At 69.2% G+C, this 18,913-nt stretch carries 21 protein-coding genes; 19 read left to right on the top strand and 2 right to left on the bottom strand.

Annotated features, from left to right (window positions below; all coding sequences use genetic code 11):
* Nucleotides 1-5: 5 nt before the first annotated feature.
* The 19 genes from fabD to QM772_RS04020 all read left to right on the top strand — a co-directional run bounded on the left by fabD (nucleotide 6) and on the right by QM772_RS04020 (nucleotide 16,678).
* Nucleotides 6-962 carry an ACP S-malonyltransferase gene (gene fabD, locus QM772_RS04110; protein ID WP_415134185.1) on the top strand — a complete coding sequence of 319 codons (957 nt, stop codon included), beginning with the start codon at nucleotides 6-8 and terminating at the stop codon, nucleotides 960-962.
* Nucleotides 963-967: 5 nt separating this feature from the next.
* A complete protein-coding gene (gene fabG, locus QM772_RS04105) occupies nucleotides 968-1,717 on the top strand; it encodes a 3-oxoacyl-ACP reductase FabG (RefSeq protein ID WP_415134184.1) in 750 nt (249 codons plus the stop codon).
* Between the two features lie 94 nt (nucleotides 1,718-1,811).
* Entirely contained in the window at nucleotides 1,812-2,048 is a 237-nt protein-coding gene (acpP, locus tag QM772_RS04100) for an acyl carrier protein (protein ID WP_106703654.1), read from the top strand.
* Between the two features lie 6 nt (nucleotides 2,049-2,054).
* The gene (gene fabF, locus QM772_RS04095) at nucleotides 2,055-3,299 is read left to right on the top strand and encodes a beta-ketoacyl-ACP synthase II (protein ID WP_415134183.1); all 1,245 of its coding nucleotides are present in this window, start codon (nucleotides 2,055-2,057) and stop codon (nucleotides 3,297-3,299) included.
* A gap of 58 nt (nucleotides 3,300-3,357) precedes the next feature.
* The gene (locus QM772_RS04090; RefSeq protein WP_415134182.1) at nucleotides 3,358-3,825 is read left to right on the top strand and encodes a hypothetical protein; all 468 of its coding nucleotides are present in this window, start codon (nucleotides 3,358-3,360) and stop codon (nucleotides 3,823-3,825) included.
* Between the two features lie 30 nt (nucleotides 3,826-3,855).
* The gene (rpoE, locus tag QM772_RS04085) at nucleotides 3,856-4,488 is read left to right on the top strand and encodes an RNA polymerase sigma factor RpoE (protein ID WP_415134181.1); all 633 of its coding nucleotides are present in this window, start codon (nucleotides 3,856-3,858) and stop codon (nucleotides 4,486-4,488) included.
* Nucleotides 4,489-4,522: 34 nt separating this feature from the next.
* Nucleotides 4,523-5,155, top strand: a complete 633-nt coding sequence (locus QM772_RS04080) for a sigma-E factor negative regulatory protein (protein ID WP_415134180.1) — start codon at nucleotides 4,523-4,525, stop codon at nucleotides 5,153-5,155.
* 65 nt (nucleotides 5,156-5,220) lie between these two features.
* Nucleotides 5,221-6,219, top strand: coding sequence for a MucB/RseB C-terminal domain-containing protein (locus QM772_RS04075; RefSeq protein WP_415139453.1), 999 nt, complete (start codon nucleotides 5,221-5,223; stop codon nucleotides 6,217-6,219).
* A 34-nt stretch (nucleotides 6,220-6,253) separates the two neighbouring features.
* Nucleotides 6,254-7,735, top strand: a complete 1,482-nt coding sequence (locus tag QM772_RS04070) for a DegQ family serine endoprotease (protein ID WP_415134179.1) — start codon at nucleotides 6,254-6,256, stop codon at nucleotides 7,733-7,735.
* A gap of 484 nt (nucleotides 7,736-8,219) precedes the next feature.
* Nucleotides 8,220-10,028, top strand: coding sequence for a translation elongation factor 4 (gene lepA / locus QM772_RS04065; RefSeq protein WP_415134178.1), 1,809 nt, complete (start codon nucleotides 8,220-8,222; stop codon nucleotides 10,026-10,028).
* Nucleotides 10,028-10,996, top strand: a complete 969-nt coding sequence (gene lepB, locus QM772_RS04060) for a signal peptidase I (protein WP_415134177.1) — start codon at nucleotides 10,028-10,030, stop codon at nucleotides 10,994-10,996. The genes lepA and lepB overlap by 1 nt, the downstream gene beginning before the upstream one ends.
* A gap of 28 nt (nucleotides 10,997-11,024) precedes the next feature.
* A complete protein-coding gene (locus QM772_RS04055; RefSeq protein ID WP_415134176.1) occupies nucleotides 11,025-11,393 on the top strand; it encodes a DUF4845 domain-containing protein in 369 nt (122 codons plus the stop codon).
* A gap of 4 nt (nucleotides 11,394-11,397) precedes the next feature.
* Nucleotides 11,398-12,087, top strand: coding sequence for a ribonuclease III (gene rnc, locus QM772_RS04050; RefSeq protein ID WP_415134175.1), 690 nt, complete (start codon nucleotides 11,398-11,400; stop codon nucleotides 12,085-12,087).
* On the top strand, nucleotides 12,084-13,067 hold the full coding sequence (gene era, locus QM772_RS04045) for a GTPase Era (protein WP_415134174.1): 984 nt from the start codon (nucleotides 12,084-12,086) through the stop codon (nucleotides 13,065-13,067). The genes rnc and era overlap by 4 nt, the downstream gene beginning before the upstream one ends.
* Before the next feature lie 121 nt (nucleotides 13,068-13,188).
* On the top strand, nucleotides 13,189-13,947 hold the full coding sequence (gene recO / locus QM772_RS04040; protein ID WP_415134173.1) for a DNA repair protein RecO: 759 nt from the start codon (nucleotides 13,189-13,191) through the stop codon (nucleotides 13,945-13,947).
* Nucleotides 13,944-14,693, top strand: coding sequence for a pyridoxine 5'-phosphate synthase (locus QM772_RS04035; RefSeq protein ID WP_415134172.1), 750 nt, complete (start codon nucleotides 13,944-13,946; stop codon nucleotides 14,691-14,693). Before recO ends, QM772_RS04035 begins: the two co-directional genes overlap by 4 nt.
* Nucleotides 14,694-14,750: 57 nt before the next feature.
* Entirely contained in the window at nucleotides 14,751-15,143 is a 393-nt protein-coding gene (gene acpS / locus QM772_RS04030) for a holo-ACP synthase (RefSeq protein ID WP_415134171.1), read from the top strand.
* A gap of 70 nt (nucleotides 15,144-15,213) precedes the next feature.
* Entirely contained in the window at nucleotides 15,214-16,269 is a 1,056-nt protein-coding gene (nagZ, locus tag QM772_RS04025; protein ID WP_415134170.1) for a beta-N-acetylhexosaminidase, read from the top strand.
* 31 nt (nucleotides 16,270-16,300) lie between these two features.
* Entirely contained in the window at nucleotides 16,301-16,678 is a 378-nt protein-coding gene (locus QM772_RS04020; protein WP_415134169.1) for a hypothetical protein, read from the top strand.
* A 76-nt stretch (nucleotides 16,679-16,754) separates the two neighbouring features.
* Here QM772_RS04020 and QM772_RS04015 read toward each other — a convergent pair whose 3' ends face one another.
* Nucleotides 16,755-17,342: a mechanosensitive ion channel domain-containing protein gene (locus tag QM772_RS04015; RefSeq protein ID WP_415134168.1), complete on the bottom strand. Its 588-nt coding sequence runs from the start codon at nucleotides 17,340-17,342 to the stop codon at nucleotides 16,755-16,757.
* A gap of 5 nt (nucleotides 17,343-17,347) precedes the next feature.
* A complete protein-coding gene (gene lysS, locus QM772_RS04010; protein WP_415134167.1) occupies nucleotides 17,348-18,895 on the bottom strand; it encodes a lysine--tRNA ligase in 1,548 nt (515 codons plus the stop codon).
* Between the last annotated feature and the right edge of the window lie 18 nt (nucleotides 18,896-18,913).

Below are 18,913 nucleotides of genomic sequence, written 5' to 3'. Positions count from 1 at the left end.
TGACCATGAAACCCTTTGCATTCGTCTTTCCCGGCCAGGGCTCGCAGTCCGTCGGCATGCTCGACGCCTGGGGCGACCACCCCGCCGTGCGCGAGACGTTGGCCGAGGCCAGCGCGGCGCTGGGCGAGGACCTCGCCGCGCTGATCGCCGCCGGCCCCAAGGAGGCGCTGGCGCTCACCACCAACACCCAGCCGGTGATGCTGGTGGCCGGCGTGGCCTGCTGGCGCGCCTGGCGCGCCGAGGGCGGGGCGCTGCCCGCCGCGGTGGCTGGGCATTCGCTGGGCGAGTATTCGGCCCTGGTCGCCGCCGAGGCGCTGACGCTGGCGCAGGCCGTGCCGCTGGTGCGCCTGCGCGCCGCCGCCATGCAGGAGGCGGTGCCCGTCGGCACCGGCGCCATGGCCGCCATCCTGGGCCTCGATGCTCAGAAAGTGATAGCTGGCTGCGCAGACGTGACGGGCACCATGGGCCAAAATGGCACTGAAGTGGTGGAGGCCGTCAACTTCAACGACCCGGCGCAGACGGTGATCGCCGGCAGCAAGGCTGCGGTCGAGAAGGCCTGCGAGGTGCTCAAGGGACTGGGCGCCAAGCGCGCGCTGCCGCTGCCGGTGTCGGCGCCGTTCCACTCCAGCCTGATGAAGCCAGCGGCCGAGCGGCTGAAGGCGGCGCTGGCCTTGGTGGACGTGAAGGCGCCGGCGATCCCGGTGGTGAACAACATCGACGTCGCCGCCGAGTCCGACCCGGGCCGCATCCGCGACGCGCTCTACCGCCAGGCCTTCGGCCCCGTGCGCTGGGTGGAATGCGTGCGCCGGATCAAGGCGATGGGCGTCGCCGCCGTGGTCGAATGCGGCCCCGGCAAGGTGCTGGCCGGCATGACCAAGCGCATCGACGCGGAGCTGATCGGCGCCGCGCTGGTCGATCCGGCCACGCTGGCCGAGGTGAAGACGCTGCTGAACGGAGGCTGAAGGCGATGGCTGAAACGACTTACGCGGGGCAGGTCGCCCTGGTGACAGGTGCCACGCGCGGCATCGGCGCCGCCATCGCGCTGGCGCTGGCCGAGCGCGGCGTCAAGGTGATCGGCACCGCCACCACCGACGACGGCGCCGGCAGGATCACCGCCGCGCTGGCCGGGCACGAAGGCAGCCGCGGCGTGCGCCTGGACGTGACCGACGGCCCCGCGGCCGAGGCGCTGGTGGAATCCCTCGTCAAGGAGCACGGCGCGCTGCACATCCTGGTCAACAACGCCGGCATCACGCGCGACCAGCTCGCCATGCGCATGAAGGACGACGACTGGGACGCCGTGCTCGACACCAACCTGAAGGCCGTGTTCCGCCTCAGCCGTGCCGTCATGCGGCCCATGATGAAGCAGCGCTACGGCCGCATCGTCAGCGTCACCAGCGTGGTCGGCGCCTCCGGCAACCCCGGCCAGGCCAACTACGCCGCCGCCAAGGCCGGCGTGGCTGGCATGACGCGCGCCCTGGCGCGCGAGCTGGGCAGCCGCGGCATCACCGTCAACTGCGTGGCGCCCGGCTTCATAGCCACCGACATGACCGCCGCCCTGGGCGACGAGCAGCAGAAGGCGCTGGCCGGCCAGATCCCGCTCGGCCGCCTGGGCCAGCCGGCCGACATCGCGCACGCCGTCGTCTACCTGGCCAGCCCGGAGGCGGGCTACGTCACCGGCGAGCAGCTGCACGTCAACGGCGGCATGTACATGGCCTGAGCGCCTATAACCCTTCGGCGGCCGTTTGTCACGCATGAATGTGTGTTCAAGCGCGGCTAAAATCCCCATTTTTCATTACCCTCAGAGGGAACCCATGAGCGATATCGAAGCACGTGTCAAGAAAATCATCGCCGAGCAGCTCGGCGTGGAAGAATCCCAGGTCACCAACGAGAAGGCCTTCGTGGCCGACCTGGGCGCCGATTCTCTCGACACGGTCGAACTGGTGATGGCGCTGGAGGACGAGTTCGGCATCGAGATTCCGGACGAAGACGCCGAGAAGATCACCACCGTCCAGGCCGCCATCGACTACGCCAACAGCAAGAAGGCCTGACGCACGATGACCCGACGCCGCGTAGTTGTCACAGGCTTGGGTTGCGTCAGCCCCGTGGGCAACACGGTGGCGGAGAGCTGGGCCAACGCACTGGCGGGCCGCTCGGGCATCGACCTCATCACGCGCTTCGACGCCAGCCAGTTCGCCTGCCGCATCGCCGGCGAGGTGCGCGGGCTGGACATCTCGCCGTACATCTCGGCGAAGGAGGCGCGCACCATGGACACCTTCATCCACTACGGCATCATGGCCGCCGCCGAGGCGGTGGTGGATGCCGGCCTGCCCACGGGCGAGGCGCTGGATGACGCCCGGGCCGAGCGCATCGGCTGCCTGATCGGCTCGGGCATCGGCGGCCTGCCGATGATCGAGGAGACGCACGGCGACTGGATGGCGCGCGGCGCGCGGCGCATCTCGCCGTTCTTCGTGCCGGCCTCGCTGGTCAACCTGGCGTCGGGGCACGTGTCGATCAAGTTCGGCTTCAAGGGGCCGAACCTGTCGATCGTCACCGCCTGCACCTCGGGGCTGCATTCCATCGGCGAGGCGGCGCGCATCATCATGTACGGCGACGCCGACGTGATGGTGGCCGGCGGCACCGAATCCACGGTGTCGCCGCTGGGCGTGGGCGGCTTCGCCGCCATGCGCGCGCTGTCCACCCGCAACGACGACCCCAAGGCCGCCTCGCGCCCCTGGGACAAGGACCGCGACGGCTTCGTGCTGGGCGAGGGCGCCGGCGTCGTCGTGCTGGAGGAGTACGAGTACGCCAAGGCGCGCGGCGCCAAGATCTACGCCGAGCTGGTCGGTTTCGGCATGAGCGCAGACGCCGGCCACATGACCGCGCCCAACATGGACGGCCCGCGCCGCGCCATGGTGTCGGCGCTGCGCGACGCCGGCGTCAACGCCGACCAGATCGACTACGTCAACGCCCACGGCACCTCCACGCCGCTGGGCGACATCAACGAGTCGAACGCCATCAAGGCGGCGCTGGGCGACCACGCCAGGTCCACGGTGGTCAGCTCCACCAAGTCGATGACCGGCCATCTGCTGGGCGGCGCCGGCGGGGTGGAGAGCGTGTTCACCATCCTGGCCGTGCGCGAGCAGAAGGCGCCGCCCACGATCAACCTGGTCAACCAGGATCCGGAGTGCGACCTGGACTACTGCGCCAACCAGGCGCGGGACATGAAGATCGACTTCGCGCTGAAGAACAACTTCGGCTTCGGCGGCACCAACGGCTCGCTGGTGTTCAAGCGGGTTTGAGGCTGGCCATCACTGCGCGAACAGGCCGGCTCCGACCGGCCTGTTTTGCATTTCAAGCATGCACGACGACGCTCCCCCGGTAACCTACCCGGTCGGGCGCACGCTCCGGCTGGCAGGGCTGCTGGCCGGTTTGTGGCTGGCGGGTGTGGCGGCCGTGTTTTATGCCTTGATTTCGGCTCCAGCGCTTATCCAGCAAGCGCCAGCAGCTATTTCATTGATAGCGTCGGTCGCTTTCTCCGGGGCCGCCTGCTGGATGTTCTGGCGCAGCCAGCCACCGCGCAGCCTGGTTTGGGACGGCGCGCGCTGGGGCCTGGAATCCGAACCCGACGACGCAACCCGGCTGCATGTGCGGATGGATCTCCAGCACGTGATGCTGCTATGCCTCGAAGCGCCGCCCGCGCGCCGCCCCGTCTGGCTGTGGGCCGAGGCGGCACACGATGCGGCGCGCTGGCACCTGCTGCGCTGTGCGCTATATTCCTCAGCCCTGTCCGTTGCCGCCGAACCCGCAACGGACGAACGCGCCTGAGTTCGGGCGCGTCGTTTTTTATACCCTCCCGTGCCCGACCAGCCCGCCACCACCGCCAGCCCGGCCGACAGCGACCAGCTGCTGGTCGAGCGCGCGGCCGCCGGCGACGAGCGGGCGTACGAACTGCTGGTCATCAAGTACCAGCGCCGCATCGAGCGGCTGATCGGCCGCATGGTGCGCGACGTGGACCTGGTGCCGGACATCGCCCAGGAGACCTTCATCCGCGCCTGGCGCGCGCTGCACCAGTTCCGGGGCGACGCGCAGTTCTACACCTGGCTCTACCGCATCGCCGTCAACACGGCCAAGAAGTCGCTGATGGAGCTCAAGCGCGACCCCATCGTGACCGAGGCGGCCCTGCAATCGTCCGACGACGACGATGAAACTTACCGGCGCGAGAACGAACTAACGTCCGAATCGACGCCGGAGACGGAACTGGCGGCCCGCGAGATCGCCGCCGCCGTCAACGCGGCGATGGAGGCTCTGCCCGACGATCTGCGCCAGGCCGTCACCCTGCGCGAGATCGAGGGCCTCAGCTACGAAGAGATCGCGGAAGCCATGAATTGCCCCATCGGCACGGTGCGGTCCCGGATTTTCCGGGCGCGCGAAGCCATCTCGGCCAAGGTCAAGCCCTTGCTGAGCCACCAGACGGGCAAGCGTTGGTAGCGGGGCGGGCGGACAAGGCAACACGGTGATCGACATGAACACGCAGATCGAGACTCGCATGGACCACGAAACGATGTCTGCCCTGATGGACGGGCAACTGCGCGGCGCCGAACTGTCGGCCGCCCTGCGCGACATGGAAACGGCCGAGGCGCGCGAAAGCTGGCTGCTCTACCACCTGGTGGGGGACGTGCTGCGCTCGTCCGAACTGGCGCATGGCCGCCACGACCTGGCCCTGGCTGAACGCGTTTGCCGCCATCTGGGGCCGCAGGCGCGGCCGGCGCCGGTCATGGTGCGGAAGGCCGACCAGTCGGCCGCCAACGATGGCGTGTTCCGCTGGAAGATGGTGGCCGGCCTGGCATCGTTCGCGGCCGTGGCCGCCATGGGCTGGGTGGCGCTGGGCACTGTCGGCACGCCGCCGGCGGGGCCTCGGATGGCGCAGGTGCCTGCCGCGCCCGCTGCGGGCGGCGCGCAGGTGGTGGCGGTGGCCGCCATGCCCGCCCCGGCCGCATCGCTGCCGACACAGCCGGCCGAGTCGCCGCCCGTCATGCTGCGCGACCCGCGGCTGGACGAACTGCTGGCCGCGCATCGCGCGGCGGCCGGCGCTTCCGCGCTGGGCAATGCGGCCGGGTTCCTGCGCAACGCCACCTTCGAGGGGCCTGGGCGTTGACGGCGGCGCGGTTGGCGGCGGGCGCGCGGCACCGGTGGGGGCGTTGGCTGCGCGGCTTGCGCGGCGTGGCCCTGGTGTGCTGCGCCGGCGGCGCGGTGGGTCTGGCCCAGGCGCAGCTCGGCGCGTTCGGCGCGCCGCCGGTGGGGCCGCAGGAGCGCAGCGTGGACGAATGGCTGGTGCGCTTGCAGCAGGCTTCGCGCGTGCCCTCGTACATGGGCACCTTCGTGGTGTCGGCGGCGAGCGGTGCCATGGCCAGCGCGCGCATCTGGCACGTGTGCGAGGGCGACGTGCAGATGGAGCGCGTCGAAGCGCTGTCGGGTGCGCCGCGTTCGACCTTTCGCCGCAACGACGCGGTGATGACCTTCCTGCCCGACGCGCGCACCATCAGGATCGAGCGGCGCGAGGGCGGCGGTGTCTTCCCCAACCTGTTCACCGCCGGCGCCCTGGGGGCGACCGCCGATTTCTACGCCGCGCGCCAGATCGGCGAAGGCCGCGTCGCTGGTTTCGAGGCCGACATCGTGCAGTTCAAACCTACCGACCGGCTGCGCTTCGGCTACCGCATCTGGAGCGAGAAGCGCACCGGCTTGGTGATCAAGACGCAGACGCTCGACTCGTCGGGCCGCGTGCTGGAGCAGACGGCCTTCTCGGAGCTTCAGCTCGACGCGCCCGTCAAGGCATCGGCGCTGCGGCGCATGATGAACAGCACCCAGGGCTACCGGGTCGAGAAGGCCGAGCGCGTGCGCACCACCGCCGAGGCCCAGGGCTGGGCCCTGAAGGCGCCGGTTCCGGGCTTCTCGCCGCAGAGTTGCTACCGGGCGGCGGCTGCGGCATCGGCGCCCGCCGTCCAGTGGATCTTCTCGGACGGCCTGGCCACGGTGTCGCTTTTCATGGAGCCCTTCGACGCCGCGCGCCACGCGAGCGAAGGTACGGCCACATTGGGCGCCACGCACACGCTGGTGAAGCGCCTGACCCTGTCCGATGCCGACTGGTGGGTCACGGCCGTGGGCGAGGTGCCGGTTTCCACGCTGCAGGTGTTCATCGACAGCCTGGAACGGCGCCAGTGATGGGGACGGGATTTTTGCTGATAGGTTGAGTGACATGACGATGAGCTTCAGAACATGGATGCTGGCGTCCCTGGCGGCGCCGATGCTGCTGGGCGCCGCGGTGTCGCTGCCGGCCACGGCGCAGGCGCAGTCCGCGCCCGCCGCCGGCACGGCGCGCGGGCTGCCCGACTTCACCGACCTGGTGGAGCAGGTCGGCCCCTCGGTGGTGAACATCCGCACGGTGGAGCGGGTGCGCGCCGGCGCGGCCAATGGCCCGGTGGACGAGGAGATGCAGGAGTTCTTCCGCCGTTTCTTCGGCATTCCGCTGCCGGGCACGCCGCGCCAGACGCCGCGGCCCAATACCCGGCCTCAGCAGCCCGAGCAGGAAGTGCCGCGCGGCGTCGGCTCCGGCTTCGTCATTTCGCCCGACGGCTACGTGATGACCAATGCGCACGTGGTCGAAGGCGCCGACGAGGTGATCGTCACCCTGACCGACAAGCGTGAGTTCAAGGCACGCATCGTGGGCGCGGACAGCCGCACCGACGTCGCGGTGGTCAAGATAGAGGCCACCGGCCTGCCGGCCGTGCGCATCGGCGACGTGAACCGCCTGCGCGTCGGCGAGTGGGTGATGGCCATCGGCTCACCCTTCGGCCTGGAGAACACCGTGACCGCCGGCATCGTCAGCGCCAAGCAACGCGACACCGGCAACTACCTGCCCTTCATCCAGACCGACGTGGCGGTGAATCCCGGCAACTCGGGTGGGCCGCTGATCAACCTGCGCGGCGAGGTGGTGGGCATCAACAGCCAGATCTACTCGCGCTCGGGTGGCTTCATGGGCATCTCGTTCGCCATCCCCATCGACGAGGCGATCCGCGTCAGCGAGCAACTGCGCGTCAGCGGGCGGGTGACGCGCGGGCGCATCGGCGTGTCGATCGCCGAGGTCACGCGCGAGGTGGCGGAGTCGATCGGCCTGGGCAAGACCCAGGGCGCGCTGGTGCGCAGCGTCGAGGCCGGCTCGCCAGCCGAGAAGGCGGGCGTGGAAGCGGGCGACATCATCACGCGCTTCGAAGGCCGCGCCATCGAGAAGGCGTCGGACCTGCCGCGCATGGTGGGCAGCACCAAGCCGGGCACGCGCAGCGCGATCACGGTCTTCCGCCGCGGCCAGAACCGCGACCTGAGCGTCACCATCGCCGAACTGGAGCCCGAGCAGGCCGCACGCAAGCCCGCCAGCCCGGGCAGCGAGCCCAAGGCCGCGGCAGCAGGCCAGGCTCTGGGGCTGACGGTGAGCGACCTGACCGAAGCGCGCAGGAAGGAGCTCAAGGTCAAGCGCGGCGTCTACGTCGAGGCCGCCACCGAGGCCGGCGCGCGCGCCGGCCTGCGCGAGGGCGACGTGATCCTGTCGGTCGGCAACACCGAGATCGCGAGCGCGCGCGATTTCGAGGCCGCCGTCGCCAAGGCCGACCGCAGCAAGCCGGTGAACATGCTGGTTCAGCGTGGCGAACTGGTGCAGTACGTCCTGGTTCGCCCGACGCGCTGAGGACAGCCTGCCTCCCCTTAAGACCCCAAACGGTACTCGGGTTTGAGGGGGTTTTCGCGACGCCCGGTCGCCGGCGATCGGCGAGGTCAACCCGGAGGCCGGGCGCATCAGGGCGCTGCTTCAAATATCGATTTGGATAGAATCGATGGGATGATCCATGGGTTTCCGGCCATATGGAAGCAGATTCAATCCACGATATGGGATGAAATCCACCCGTCCACCGGAAGTCCACAGTCCACCCACAGTTTGCCCCGCCGTTGTTCATGCGAGACTGTTGATAATTTGTAGATAACTTTCCTGTTGCCGCGTCGCAACGAGCGGGAATTTCAGTCGATCAGGCCCGGAAGCCCCTGCTTTGTGCCTACAATGAAGTTCCAACTATCGCAGTTGCCATAGATTGTTGGTTGAGGGCGCGTCACCAATCCGACGCGCCCTTTTTTCATGTGCGCTCCTCGGTAAAACAATCAGTTGCCTGGATTCCTTGATGGATCACATCAGAAATTTTTCAATCATCGCGCACATCGATCACGGCAAATCCACGCTGGCGGACCGGCTCATCCAGCGTTGCGGCGGCCTGGCCGAGCGCGAGATGCAGGCGCAGGTGCTCGACTCGATGGACATCGAGAAAGAGCGGGGGATAACCATAAAGGCGCAGACCGCCGCGCTGCACTACAAGGCGCGCGATGGCCGCGTCTACAACCTCAATCTGATCGACACGCCGGGGCACGTGGATTTTTCCTACGAGGTCTCGCGCTCGCTCTCGGCCTGCGAGGGCGCGCTGCTGGTCGTCGATGCGTCGCAGGGTGTCGAGGCGCAGACGGTGGCCAACTGCTATACCGCGCTCGACCTGGGCGTCGAGGTGCTGCCGGTGCTCAACAAGATGGATCTGCCGCAGGCCGACCCCGACAACGCCAAGGCCGAGATCGAGGACGTGATCGGCATCGACGCCGGCGAGGCCATCGCCATCTCGGCCAAGACCGGCATGGGCATCGACGACGTGCTGGAGCAGATCGTCGCCAAGGTGCCGGCGCCGCGCGGCCAGGCGAATGCCCCGCTGCGCGCCATGATCATCGACAGCTGGTTCGACAGCTACGTGGGCGTGGTGATGCTGGTGCGCGTGGTCGATGGCCGCCTGCAGAAGGGCGAGCGCATCAAGCTGATGGCCACCGGCGCCGCCTACGAGGCCGGCAACCTGGGTGTGTTCACGCCGGCGCAGCAGTCGCGCGAGCTGCTTTCGGCGGGCGAGGTGGGCTACATCATCGCCGGCATCAAGGAACTGAAGGCCGCCAAGGTGGGCGACACCGTCACGCTGGAGAAGAAGCTGCCCAACAACCTGGGCCCGGCCGACAAGCCGCTGCCGGGCTTCAAGGAGATCCAGCCGCAGGTGTTCGCGGGCCTGTACCCGACCGAGGCCAACCAGTACGACCAGCTCCGCGACAGCCTGGAGAAGCTCCAGCTCAACGACGCCTCGCTGCACTTCGAGCCCGAGGTGTCGCAGGCGCTGGGCTTCGGCTTCCGCTGCGGCTTCCTGGGCCTGCTGCACATGGAGATCGTGCAGGAGCGGCTGGAGCGCGAGTTCGACCAGGACCTGATCACCACCGCGCCCAGCGTGGTCTACCAGGTCGAGAAGGCCGACGGCGAGGTCATCATGGTCGAGAACCCGTCCAAGATGCCCGAGCAGGGCCGCATCCAGGAGATCCGCGAGCCCATCGTCACCGTGCACCTGTACATGCCGCAGGACTACGTGGGCCCGGTGATGACGCTGGCCAACCAGAAGCGCGGCGTGCAGCTCAACATGGCCTACCACGGCCGCCAGGTGATGCTGACCTACGACCTGCCGCTGGGCGAGATCGTGCTGGACTTCTTCGACAAGCTCAAGTCCGTCTCGCGCGGCTACGCGTCGATGGACTACACGTTCAAGGAATACCGGCCGTCCGACGTGGTGAAGGTGGACATCCTGCTCAACGGCGAGAAGGTCGATGCGCTGTCGATCATCGTGCACCGCAGCCAGTCGCAATACCGTGGCCGCGCGGTGGCGGCCAAGATGCGCGAGATCATCAGCCGCCAGCAGTTCGACGTCGCCATCCAGGCGGCCATCGGCGCCAACATCATCGCGCGCGAGAACATCAAGGCGCTGCGCAAGAACGTGCTGGCAAAATGCTACGGGGGCGACATCACCCGCAAACGCAAGCTATTGGAAAAGCAGAAGGCAGGCAAGAAGCGCATGAAGCAAATCGGTTCGGTGGAGGTGCCGCAGGAGGCGTTCCTGGCCATCCTGCAGGTGGAGGAATGATGCCGATCCTCACATCGATCGTTCTGGCCGCTTTTGTCGGCTACGGCGCCGCCTGGTACTTCGGTGCCATCGAGGGCAATTTCGCCCTGCTGCTCTTTCTGGCCACCGTCGTGACGGGGGTCTACTGGCTGGCCGAGCGCTTCGTGTTCCTGCCGCGCCGCCGCCGCGCCGCCGAGCAGGCCGCCGCCGAGGCGCGCGCGCGGCGCGAGGAACTGGCCCGCCAGGGTATCGAGCAGGTCGATACCAGCTTCGAGGACGCGGCGCGCCAGCGGCACCTGGCGCAGCCCTGGTGGCTGGACTGGACGGCGGGGCTGTTCCCGGTCGTGCTGATCGTGTTCCTGCTGCGCTCCTTCGTGTTCGAGCCGTTCAAGATTCCCTCCGGCTCGATGATTCCGACCCTGCTGGTGGGCGACCTGATCCTGGTCAACAAGTTCACCTACGGCCTGAAACTGCCGGTCGTCAACACGCGGCTGACGGCGGGCAACCCCCTGCAACGCGGCGACGTGGTGGTGTTCCGCTACCCGCCCAGGCCCAGCCTGGACTACATCAAGCGCGTGGTCGGCCTGCCGGGTGACGAGGTGGCCTACCTGAACAAGAAACTCACCATCAACGGCCAGCCGGCGCCGCAGACGGCGGTGTCGGACTTCTTCGACGAGTCGGCCATGGATTATTTCAAGCAGTTCGACGAAGACCTGGGCGTGAAAAAACACCGGATCATCATCGACGAGCGGCGGCCGGCCTTCATCGCCGCGGCCGACGAGTTCAAATACAAAGAGAATTGCCGCTACAGCGTCGAGGGCGTCACCTGCAAGGTGCCCGAAGGGCACTACTTCATGATGGGCGACAACCGCGACAATTCGCTCGATTCGCGCTACTGGGGCTTCGTGCCCGACGCCAACGTCGTCGGCAAGGCGTTCTTCGTGTGGATGAACTTCGGCGATCTCAAGCGCATCGGCTCGTTCAACTGATTTCAAGTCAATCGAGGGTAGGCAAGTGATGAACATCAAGCGTCGCAATTCCCAGCGCGGGATCTCGTTCCTGGGGCTGCTGTTTCTGGGCGTGGTGCTGGCCCTGCTCGGCATCGTGGGCGCCCGGGTGGTGCCGACCGCGAGCGAATACATGACGATCCAGAAGGCGGTCAAGAAGGCCGCGGCCGAGGGCGGCACCGTGCCGGCCGTTCGCGCCGCGTTCGACCGCACGGCGTCGGTGGACTACATCGACTCCATCAGCGGCAAGGACCTGGAGGTCACCAAGGACGGCGACAAGGTGGTGGTGAGCTTCGCCTACGACAAGGAAATCCCCCTGTTCGGCCCGGCCTACCTGCTGATCAAGTACCGCGGCTCCTCCGCGGAGGGCTACCGCTGAGGTGGTGCCGGCGGCCCCGCTCGAAGACCTGCAGTCGCGGCTGCACTACGCCTTCAACGACCTCCGGCTGCTGGCGCAGGCGCTGACGCACCGCAGCCACTCGGCCGACCACAACGAGCGGCTGGAGTTCCTGGGCGACTCCGTGCTCAACCTGGCGGTGGCCCACATGCTGTTCGAGGCCCTGGGCGAGCTGCCCGAGGGCGACCTGTCGCGCGTGCGCGCCCAGCTGGTGCGGCAGGACAGCCTGCACGGCCTGGCGCTGGACCTCGGCCTGCCCAGCCTGCTGCGGCTGGGCGAGGGCGAACTGCGCTCCGGCGGCCAGCGCCGCCCCTCGATCCTGGCCGACGCGCTGGAGGCCGTCATCGGCGCGGTGTACCTGGACGGTGGCTTCGGCGCCGCCGACGCGCTGGTGCGCCGCCTGTTCGACCGCATCCAGATCTCGCCTGCCATGTCGGCGGCGGCCAAGGACGCCAAGACCGCCTTGCAGGAATGGCTGCAAGGCCGCAAGATGCCGCTGCCCCAGTACGACGTCGTCCAGGTGCTGGGCGCGGCGCACCGCCAGACCTTCGAGGTGGCCTGCACCGTGGCGCAGCTGGCATTGCGCGCGCTGGGGCAGGGCGCCTCGCGCCGCGCGGCGGAGCAGGCCGCCGCCGCCGCCATGCTGGAGGCGCTGAGGTCATCGTCGAAAGCATGAATACTCCTGAAAACATAGCTGCCAGCGCAGGTACAGCAAGCGCTGAAGGCCCATTTGATTCAAAACCCGGTACGCAGCGCTGCGGCCTGATCGCCATCGTCGGGCGGCCCAACGTGGGCAAGTCCACGCTGCTCAACGCGCTGGTGGGGCAGAAGATCAGCATCACCTCGCGCAAGGCGCAGACCACGCGCCACCGCATCACCGGCATGCGCACGCTGGCGGACGGGCAGGGCGGCGGCACGCAGTTCGTCTTCGTCGACACGCCGGGCTTCCAGACGCGGCACAGCACGGCTTTGAACAAGTCGCTCAACAAGACCGTGCTGGGCGCCATCGACGGCGTGGACCTGGTGCTGTTCGTGGTGGAGGCCGGCAACTTCACCCTGGGCGACGCCAAGGTGCTGTCGCTGCTGCGGGCCGGCACCCCTGCGCTGCTGGTGGCCAACAAGCTCGACACCGTGCACCGCCGCGGCGAGATCGCGCCCTGGCTGAAGGACATGCAGGAGCGCCACCCCTTCGCCGAGTACGTGCCCCTGTCGGCCAAGAACCCGCGCGACGTGCGGCGCCTGCTGGACATCTGCGCCCGCTACCTGCCCGAGCAGCCCTGGTGGTACGGCGAGGACGAGCTGACCGACCGCAGCGAGAAGTTCCTGGCCGGCGAGGTGGTGCGCGAGAAGCTGTTCCGCCTGACCGGCGACGAGCTGCCCTACACCTCCACCGTGGTCATCGAGAAATTCGACGAGGAGAAGAGCCGCGCCCACGGCCGCCTGGTGCGCATCGCCGCCACCATCGTGGTCGAGCGCGACGGCCACAAGGCGATGGTCATCGGCGACAAGGGCGAGCGCCTGAAGCGCATCGGCACCGAGGCGCGGCAGGAGCTGGAGAAGCTGATGGACTGCAAGGTGTTCCTCGAACTCTGGGTCAAGGTGCGCTCCGGCTGGGCCGACGACGAGGCGCGCGTGCGCAGCTTCGGCTACGAGTGAGCAACGTGTTCTTGGCCCGGCGACGAGCGGAGCCCTTGGCCGCCGCCCGGCCGCCCGAAGGCGGCCAAAGCCCCCTCGGGGGGCAGCGCAACAGGCGAAGCCGTGGAGCGTGGGGGCGTTAATGCGGCGCGTCGCTCACGAACCCGCCTACGTCCTGCACCACTACGACTGGAGCGAGTCCAGCGTCATCGTGGAGGCGTTCACGCGCGCGCACGGCCGCGTGGCGCTGGTGGCCAAGGGGGCCAAGCGGCCGTCGTCCAACTTCCGCCCGGTGCTGCTGCCGATGCAGCCGCTGCTGCTGGCCTGGGGCGGCGACGCCGAGATCCGCACGCTGAAAAGCGCCGAATGGGGCGGCGGCCTGGTCATGCCCACGGGCGAGGCGCTGCTCTCGGGCTACTACGCCAACGAACTGCTGATGCGCCTGCTGGCGCGCGAGGACGCGCACCCGCGCCTGTTCGACGCCTATGCCGCGCTGGTGCACGTGCTGGCCTCGGGCCAGTCCGAGGCGGTGGTCGCCAGCGGCCTGCGCGCGTTCGAGCTGCTGCTGCTGCGCGAGGCCGGCCACCTGCCGGCGCTGCGCGCGCAGACGCTCACCTTCGCGTCGCTGGCGGCGGGCGAGCCGTACCGCCTGGTGGCCGAAGGCGGCCTGCGCGCCGCGCACGCCGACGACGGCGCCTGGCTCGCCGGTGCCCAGTGGCAGGCATTGGCCGATGCGCTGGCCGACGAGGCGCCGCTCGGCGCCACGCTGCGGGCCGTGTCCCAGCTGCCGGGCGAGGCCCGCGCCGCGCTGCGCCAGCAACTGCGCGAACTGCTCCACTACCATTGCGGCATCGGCACGCTGCGCACGCGCCAGCTCCTGATGGACCTGCAATCGCTATGAAAACCCGGCTCTCCGTCAACGTCAACAAGGTCGCCCTGGTGCGCAACACGCGGCACCTGGGCATCCCCAGCGTCACCCGCGCCGCCGGAATCTGCCTGCAAGCCGGCGCGCACGGCATCACCGTGCACCCGCGCCCGGACGAGCGCCACATCCGCGCCCAGGACGTGCGCGAGTTGGCCGCGCTGCTGAAGCGCTGGCCCGGCCGCGAATACAACATCGAGGGCAACCCGACGCAGAACCTGATGGCCTTCATCCGCGAGGTGCGCCCGCATCAGGCCACCTTCGTGCCCGACAGCGAGGACCAGTTCACCAGCGACCATGGCTGGCGTTTTCCGCACGACGCCGAGCGCCTGCGGCCCCTCGTCGCCGAGTGCCGCGACCTGGGCGTGCGCGTGAGCCTGTTCATGGACCCGGAGCCCGAGCAGATGGCCGCGGCACGCGCCGTGGGTGCCGACCGCGTCGAGCTGTACACCGAGCCCTACGCCGCCGCCTGGGGCACGCCGGAAGAGGCCGCCCAGCTGCGGCGCTACGCCGACGCCGCCCGCGCCGCGCAGGCCGCCGGCCTGGGCGTCAACGCCGGGCACGACCTGAACCAGGGCAACCTCGCGCCCTTCCTGCGCGCCGTGCCCGGCGTGGCCGAGGTCTCCATCGGCCACGCGCTGATCGCCGACGCGCTGGAGCTGGGCTACGCCGCCACCGTGCAGGCATACCTGCGCTGCATCGGCGATGCCTTCGATAATTCCTGATTTGATAGCTGCCGACGCTTGCTGCATAAGCGTTGACGGCCGATTTCGCTTGAAACCATGATCCAGGGCATCGGTACCGACATCTGCGACGTGCGCCGCATCCGCGCCAGCTTCGAGCGGCATGGCGACCGTTTCGCCGAGAAGATCCTGTCCGAGGCCGAGCTGGCCGCCTGGCGCCGCCGGAGCAGCCGCTGGCCCGAGCGCGGACTGCGCTACCTGGCCACGCGCTTCTCGGCCAAGGAGGCGTTCAGCAAGGCCATCGGCCTGGGCATGCGCCTGCCCATGCACTGGCGGCTGTGCGAAGTCGCCAACCGCCCCAGCGGCGAGCCCTTCATCGTGCTGCACGGCGAGCTGAAGGACTGGTTCGAGGCGCGCCAGTGGGTGGCGCACATCAGCGTGACGGACGAAAGCGACTACGCCGCCAGCTTCTGCGTGGTGGAAAAGTTATAAACGAAATCGGCCTCCAGCGCTTATCCATCAAGCGCTGCAAGCTATCGAATAAATAGCATCTAGATCACCCATGCAGCACGCCCCGCTCCTCATCGACATCGCCGGCACCGCGCTCACCGACGACGACCGCCGCCGTCTGGCGCACCCGCTGGTGGGCGGCCTGATCCTGTTCGCGCGCAACTGGGCGGGCCGCGCGCAGCTCACGCGCCTTGCCGCCGAGATCAAGCGCCTGCGGCCCGACCTGCTGGTCTGCGTGGACCACGAAGGCGGCCGCGTGCAGCGCTTCCGCACCGACGGCTTCACCCACCTGCCGCCCATGCGCGCGCTGGGCGAGCTGTGGATGCAGGACGCGATGCGCGCGCAGGACGCCGCCAGCGCCTGCGGCTACGTGCTGGGCGCGGAGTTGCGTGCCTGCGGGGTGGACTTCAGCTTCACCCCCGTGCTCGACCTGGATTGGGGGCCGTCCGGTGTGATCGGCGACCGCGCCTTCCACGCCGACCCGCGCGTGGTGACGATACTGGCCAAGAGCCTGGCGCACGGCCTGCTGCGCGCCGGCATGGCGCACTGCGGCAAGCACTTTCCCGGCCACGGCTGGGTGGCGGCCGACTCGCACACCGACCTGCCGCGCGACACCCGCCCACTGAAGGCCATCCTGCAAGACGACGCCGCGCCCTACGGCTGGCTGCGCAGCACGCTCGCCGCCGTGATGCCGGCGCACGTGGTGTATCCGCGCGTGGACGCGCGCCCCGCGGGCTTCTCGGCGCGCTGGCTGCAAGCCATCCTGCGCGGGCGGCTGGGCTTCGCGGGCGCCATCGTCACCGACGACCTCAGCATGGAGGCCGCGCGCCACATCCAGGGCCGCACCGTCAGCCCCGCCGAGGCCGTGCTGGCCGCGCTGGACGCCGGCTGCGACCTGGCGCTGCTGTGCAACCAGTCGCTGGGGCAGGGCGAGGTGATCGACGACACCCTCGACGCCCTGGTCCAGGCACAGCTCGGCGGCCGCTGGCTGCCCAGCGAAGCCAGCGAGGCACGCCGCCGCGCGCTGCTGCCGCGCGGCCCCGCGCCGGACTGGGACGCGCTGATGCGCGCGCCGGCCTACCTGCACGCGCTGGCCCTGGTCCCTTGAACTTTGGCGCCCGCGCGCCATCTGAAAGGGCATGAACGGCACGTCATCCCCATCCCTGCCCCCCGCGTCCGGCGGCGCGCTGGACCGCTTCTTCGCCCGCCTGCTCGGCGGGCTGGTGTGGGCGGCGCTGGCGCTGATGGGGCTGGTCTTCCTGGCCAGCCTGCTGGTCTGGCTGGCGGTGATGGTGGTGGCCAGCCTGGTGTCGAGCCTTTTCACCGGGCGGCCGGCCACGGTGACGCTGCTGTGGCGCCGCTACCGCGAGATGGCGCGCCAGCGCTGGCCCCGGCGGCCCGGTGCCGACAGCACCACCCCGCGCGCTGATGCCACCCAGGCCACCGCGGCCGAGCCCGCCGCCGTGCAGGACGTGGTTTGGCGCGACGTGCCGGCCGAGGACGACGCCCGTCGTTGAAGCTCCAAAAATAATAGCTGCCGGCGCTTGATGGGCGGGCGCTGGCGCCCGATTCCGTTCAAAGCCGCACCGGCTCTCAGCCAGCCGCCGCCACCCGCGTGTCCAGGCCCCCGCGCCAGCGCCGCAGCGCCTTCTGGAAGAACAGCGTGTTGGGCACTTGCAGCAGCGCGCCGGGGTGGGCGGGGTCGTGGTCTTCCAGGATCGTGTAGATCAGCCGGATGTCGGTCACGCGGCCCTTGATGCCGGGCTTGTCGCCGGTGTCGATCAGCTCGATCACGTCGCCCTCGCGGAACGGCCGCGTGGTGAAGATCAGCAGCGCGCAGAACAGGTTGGACAGCACGCTCCAGGCGGCGAAGAAGGCCACCGCGCCCACGGTGACGAAGCCGGTGATGCCGGTCCACAGCACGTCGGACGACACGCCCAGCCGCTCCAGCGCCATCAGCGCCGCGACGAAGTAGATCAGCCAGCGCAGCAGGTTGCGCGCCGGCTTGACCACGGCGTCGGGCAGCTGGTAGCGCGTGCCCAGGCGCGTCAGCAGGCGCCGCAGCAGCCATTGCAGCAGCCAGGCCAGCAGCAGGATGACGGCCACCTGCGCCAGCGGCACGATCACGTCGAGCCACTCGTGCAGCCACGGCGGCAGGTGCAGGCGCAGGCGTTCTTTCATCGATCTCAGCCCTCGCGCCGCAGGGCGGGGAAGAGGATGACGTCGCGGATGCTGGGGCTGTCGGTCAGCAGCATCATCAGCCGGTCGATGCCCACGCCGCAGCCGCCGGTGGGCGGCATGCCGTATTCGAGCGCGCGCACGAAGTCGGCGTCGTAGAACATGGCCTCGTCGTCGCCCGCGTCCTTGGCGCTGGCCTGGGCCTGGAAGCGCGCGGCCTGGTCCTCGGCGTCGTTCAGCTCGGAAAAGCCGTTGGCCATCTCGCGGCCGGTGATGTAGAGCTCGAAGCGTTCGGTCACCTCGGGCCGCGCGTCGTTGGCGCGCGCCAGCGGGCTGATCTCGGTCGGGTGCTCCATGATGAAGGTGGGCTGCCACAGGTGCTGCTCCACTTCTTCCTCGAAGTACATCACTTGCAGGCTGGCGAGGCTGCGGGCGCCGAGCTTGTCCTTCTCCTCGCTCAGGCCGAGTTTCTTCAGGCGGCGGATCAGCTCGGCCGCATCGTCCACGTGGGCGCCGATGTCGGTGTGGGCGTGCAGCGCCTCGCGGATGGTCAGGCGCTTAAAGGGCTGGCTCAGGTCCACGGCGCGGCCCTGGTAGCTGAGTTGCAGCGTGCCGGCCGCGCGCTGCGCCGTGTCGCGCAGCAGCGCCTCGGTGAAGTCCATCAGGTCCTGGTAGTTCCAGTACGCGGCGTAGAACTCCATCATCGTGAACTCGGGGTTGTGCCGCACGCTGATGCCTTCGTTGCGGAAGCTCCGGTTGATCTCGAACACGCGCTCGAAGCCGCCGACGATCAGGCGCTTCAGGTACAGCTCGGGCGCGATGCGCAGGAACATCTGCTGCTCCAGCGCGTTGTGGTGCGTGACGAAGGGCTTGGCGTTGGCGCCGCCGGGAATGGGGTGGAGCATGGGCGTCTCCACTTCCATGAAGCCGTGGCCGGTCATGAAGGCGCGCATCGCCGACAGGGTGGCGCTGCGGGCGGCGAAGCGCGCGCGCGCCGCCTCGTCCACGATCAGATCGACGTAGCGCTGGCGGTACTTCTGCTCCTGGTCCTGCATGCCGTGGAACTTGTCTGGCAGGGGGCGCAGGCTCTTGGTCAGCAGGCGGATGCGCGTGGCGTGCACCGACAGCTCGCCCGTCTTGGTCTTGAACAGGTGGCCCTCGGCGGCCACGATGTCGCCCAGGTCCCAGTGCTTGAAGGCGGCGTAGTCCTGCTCGCCCACGTCGCCCTGCACCACGTAGACCTGGAGGCGGCCGGTGGCGTCCTGCAGGGTGGCGAAGCTGGCCTTGCCCATCACGCGCTTGAGCATCATGCGGCCGGCCACGCTCACCGTGACCTTGCGGCCGGCGGCGATGTCGGCCTCGAATGCTTCTTTTTCAGTAGCGCCGTGCGCTTGGTGGATGGGCGCTGCGCGGTCTTTCGGCTTGAAATCGTTGGGGAAGGCGATGGCGCCGCCCTGGCCTTGCGCGTCGCGCAGGGCCTTGAGCTTGTCGCGCCGCTCGGCGATCAGCTTGTTCTCGTCTTGTTCGGGGGCGGCGGGGGCGGGGGGCTGGGTCATGGTGTCGCAGGGGCGGGG

This window comes from Ottowia sp. (genome assembly GCF_047601385.1).
Taxonomy (GTDB): Bacteria; Pseudomonadota; Gammaproteobacteria; order Burkholderiales; family Burkholderiaceae_C; genus Ottowia.
This window is presented reverse-complemented; position numbering and strand designations above follow the sequence as displayed.

Bases quoted from the DNA above. Each gene is read 5' to 3' on its own strand.
- fabD (WP_415134185.1), top strand. From the start codon at position 6: ATGAAACCCTTTGCATTCGTCTTTCCCGGCCAGGGCTCGCAGTCCGTC.
- fabG (WP_415134184.1), top strand. From the start codon at position 968: ATGGCTGAAACGACTTACGCGGGGCAGGTCGCCCTGGTGACAGGTGCC.
- acpP (WP_106703654.1), top strand. From the start codon at position 1,812: ATGAGCGATATCGAAGCACGTGTCAAGAAAATCATCGCCGAGCAGCTC.
- fabF (WP_415134183.1), top strand. From the start codon at position 2,055: ATGACCCGACGCCGCGTAGTTGTCACAGGCTTGGGTTGCGTCAGCCCC.
- QM772_RS04090 (WP_415134182.1), top strand. From the start codon at position 3,358: ATGCACGACGACGCTCCCCCGGTAACCTACCCGGTCGGGCGCACGCTC.
- QM772_RS04080 (WP_415134180.1), top strand. From the start codon at position 4,523: ATGAACACGCAGATCGAGACTCGCATGGACCACGAAACGATGTCTGCC.
- QM772_RS04070 (WP_415134179.1), top strand. From the start codon at position 6,254: ATGACGATGAGCTTCAGAACATGGATGCTGGCGTCCCTGGCGGCGCCG.
- lepA (WP_415134178.1), top strand. From the start codon at position 8,220: ATGGATCACATCAGAAATTTTTCAATCATCGCGCACATCGATCACGGC.
- lepB (WP_415134177.1), top strand. From the start codon at position 10,028: ATGCCGATCCTCACATCGATCGTTCTGGCCGCTTTTGTCGGCTACGGC.
- QM772_RS04055 (WP_415134176.1), top strand. From the start codon at position 11,025: ATGAACATCAAGCGTCGCAATTCCCAGCGCGGGATCTCGTTCCTGGGG.
- era (WP_415134174.1), top strand. From the start codon at position 12,084: ATGAATACTCCTGAAAACATAGCTGCCAGCGCAGGTACAGCAAGCGCT.
- recO (WP_415134173.1), top strand. From the start codon at position 13,189: ATGCGGCGCGTCGCTCACGAACCCGCCTACGTCCTGCACCACTACGAC.
- QM772_RS04035 (WP_415134172.1), top strand. From the start codon at position 13,944: ATGAAAACCCGGCTCTCCGTCAACGTCAACAAGGTCGCCCTGGTGCGC.
- acpS (WP_415134171.1), top strand. From the start codon at position 14,751: ATGATCCAGGGCATCGGTACCGACATCTGCGACGTGCGCCGCATCCGC.
- nagZ (WP_415134170.1), top strand. From the start codon at position 15,214: ATGCAGCACGCCCCGCTCCTCATCGACATCGCCGGCACCGCGCTCACC.
- QM772_RS04020 (WP_415134169.1), top strand. From the start codon at position 16,301: ATGAACGGCACGTCATCCCCATCCCTGCCCCCCGCGTCCGGCGGCGCG.
- QM772_RS04015 (WP_415134168.1), bottom strand. From the start codon at position 17,342: ATGAAAGAACGCCTGCGCCTGCACCTGCCGCCGTGGCTGCACGAGTGG.
- lysS (WP_415134167.1), bottom strand. From the start codon at position 18,895: ATGACCCAGCCCCCCGCCCCCGCCGCCCCCGAACAAGACGAGAACAAG.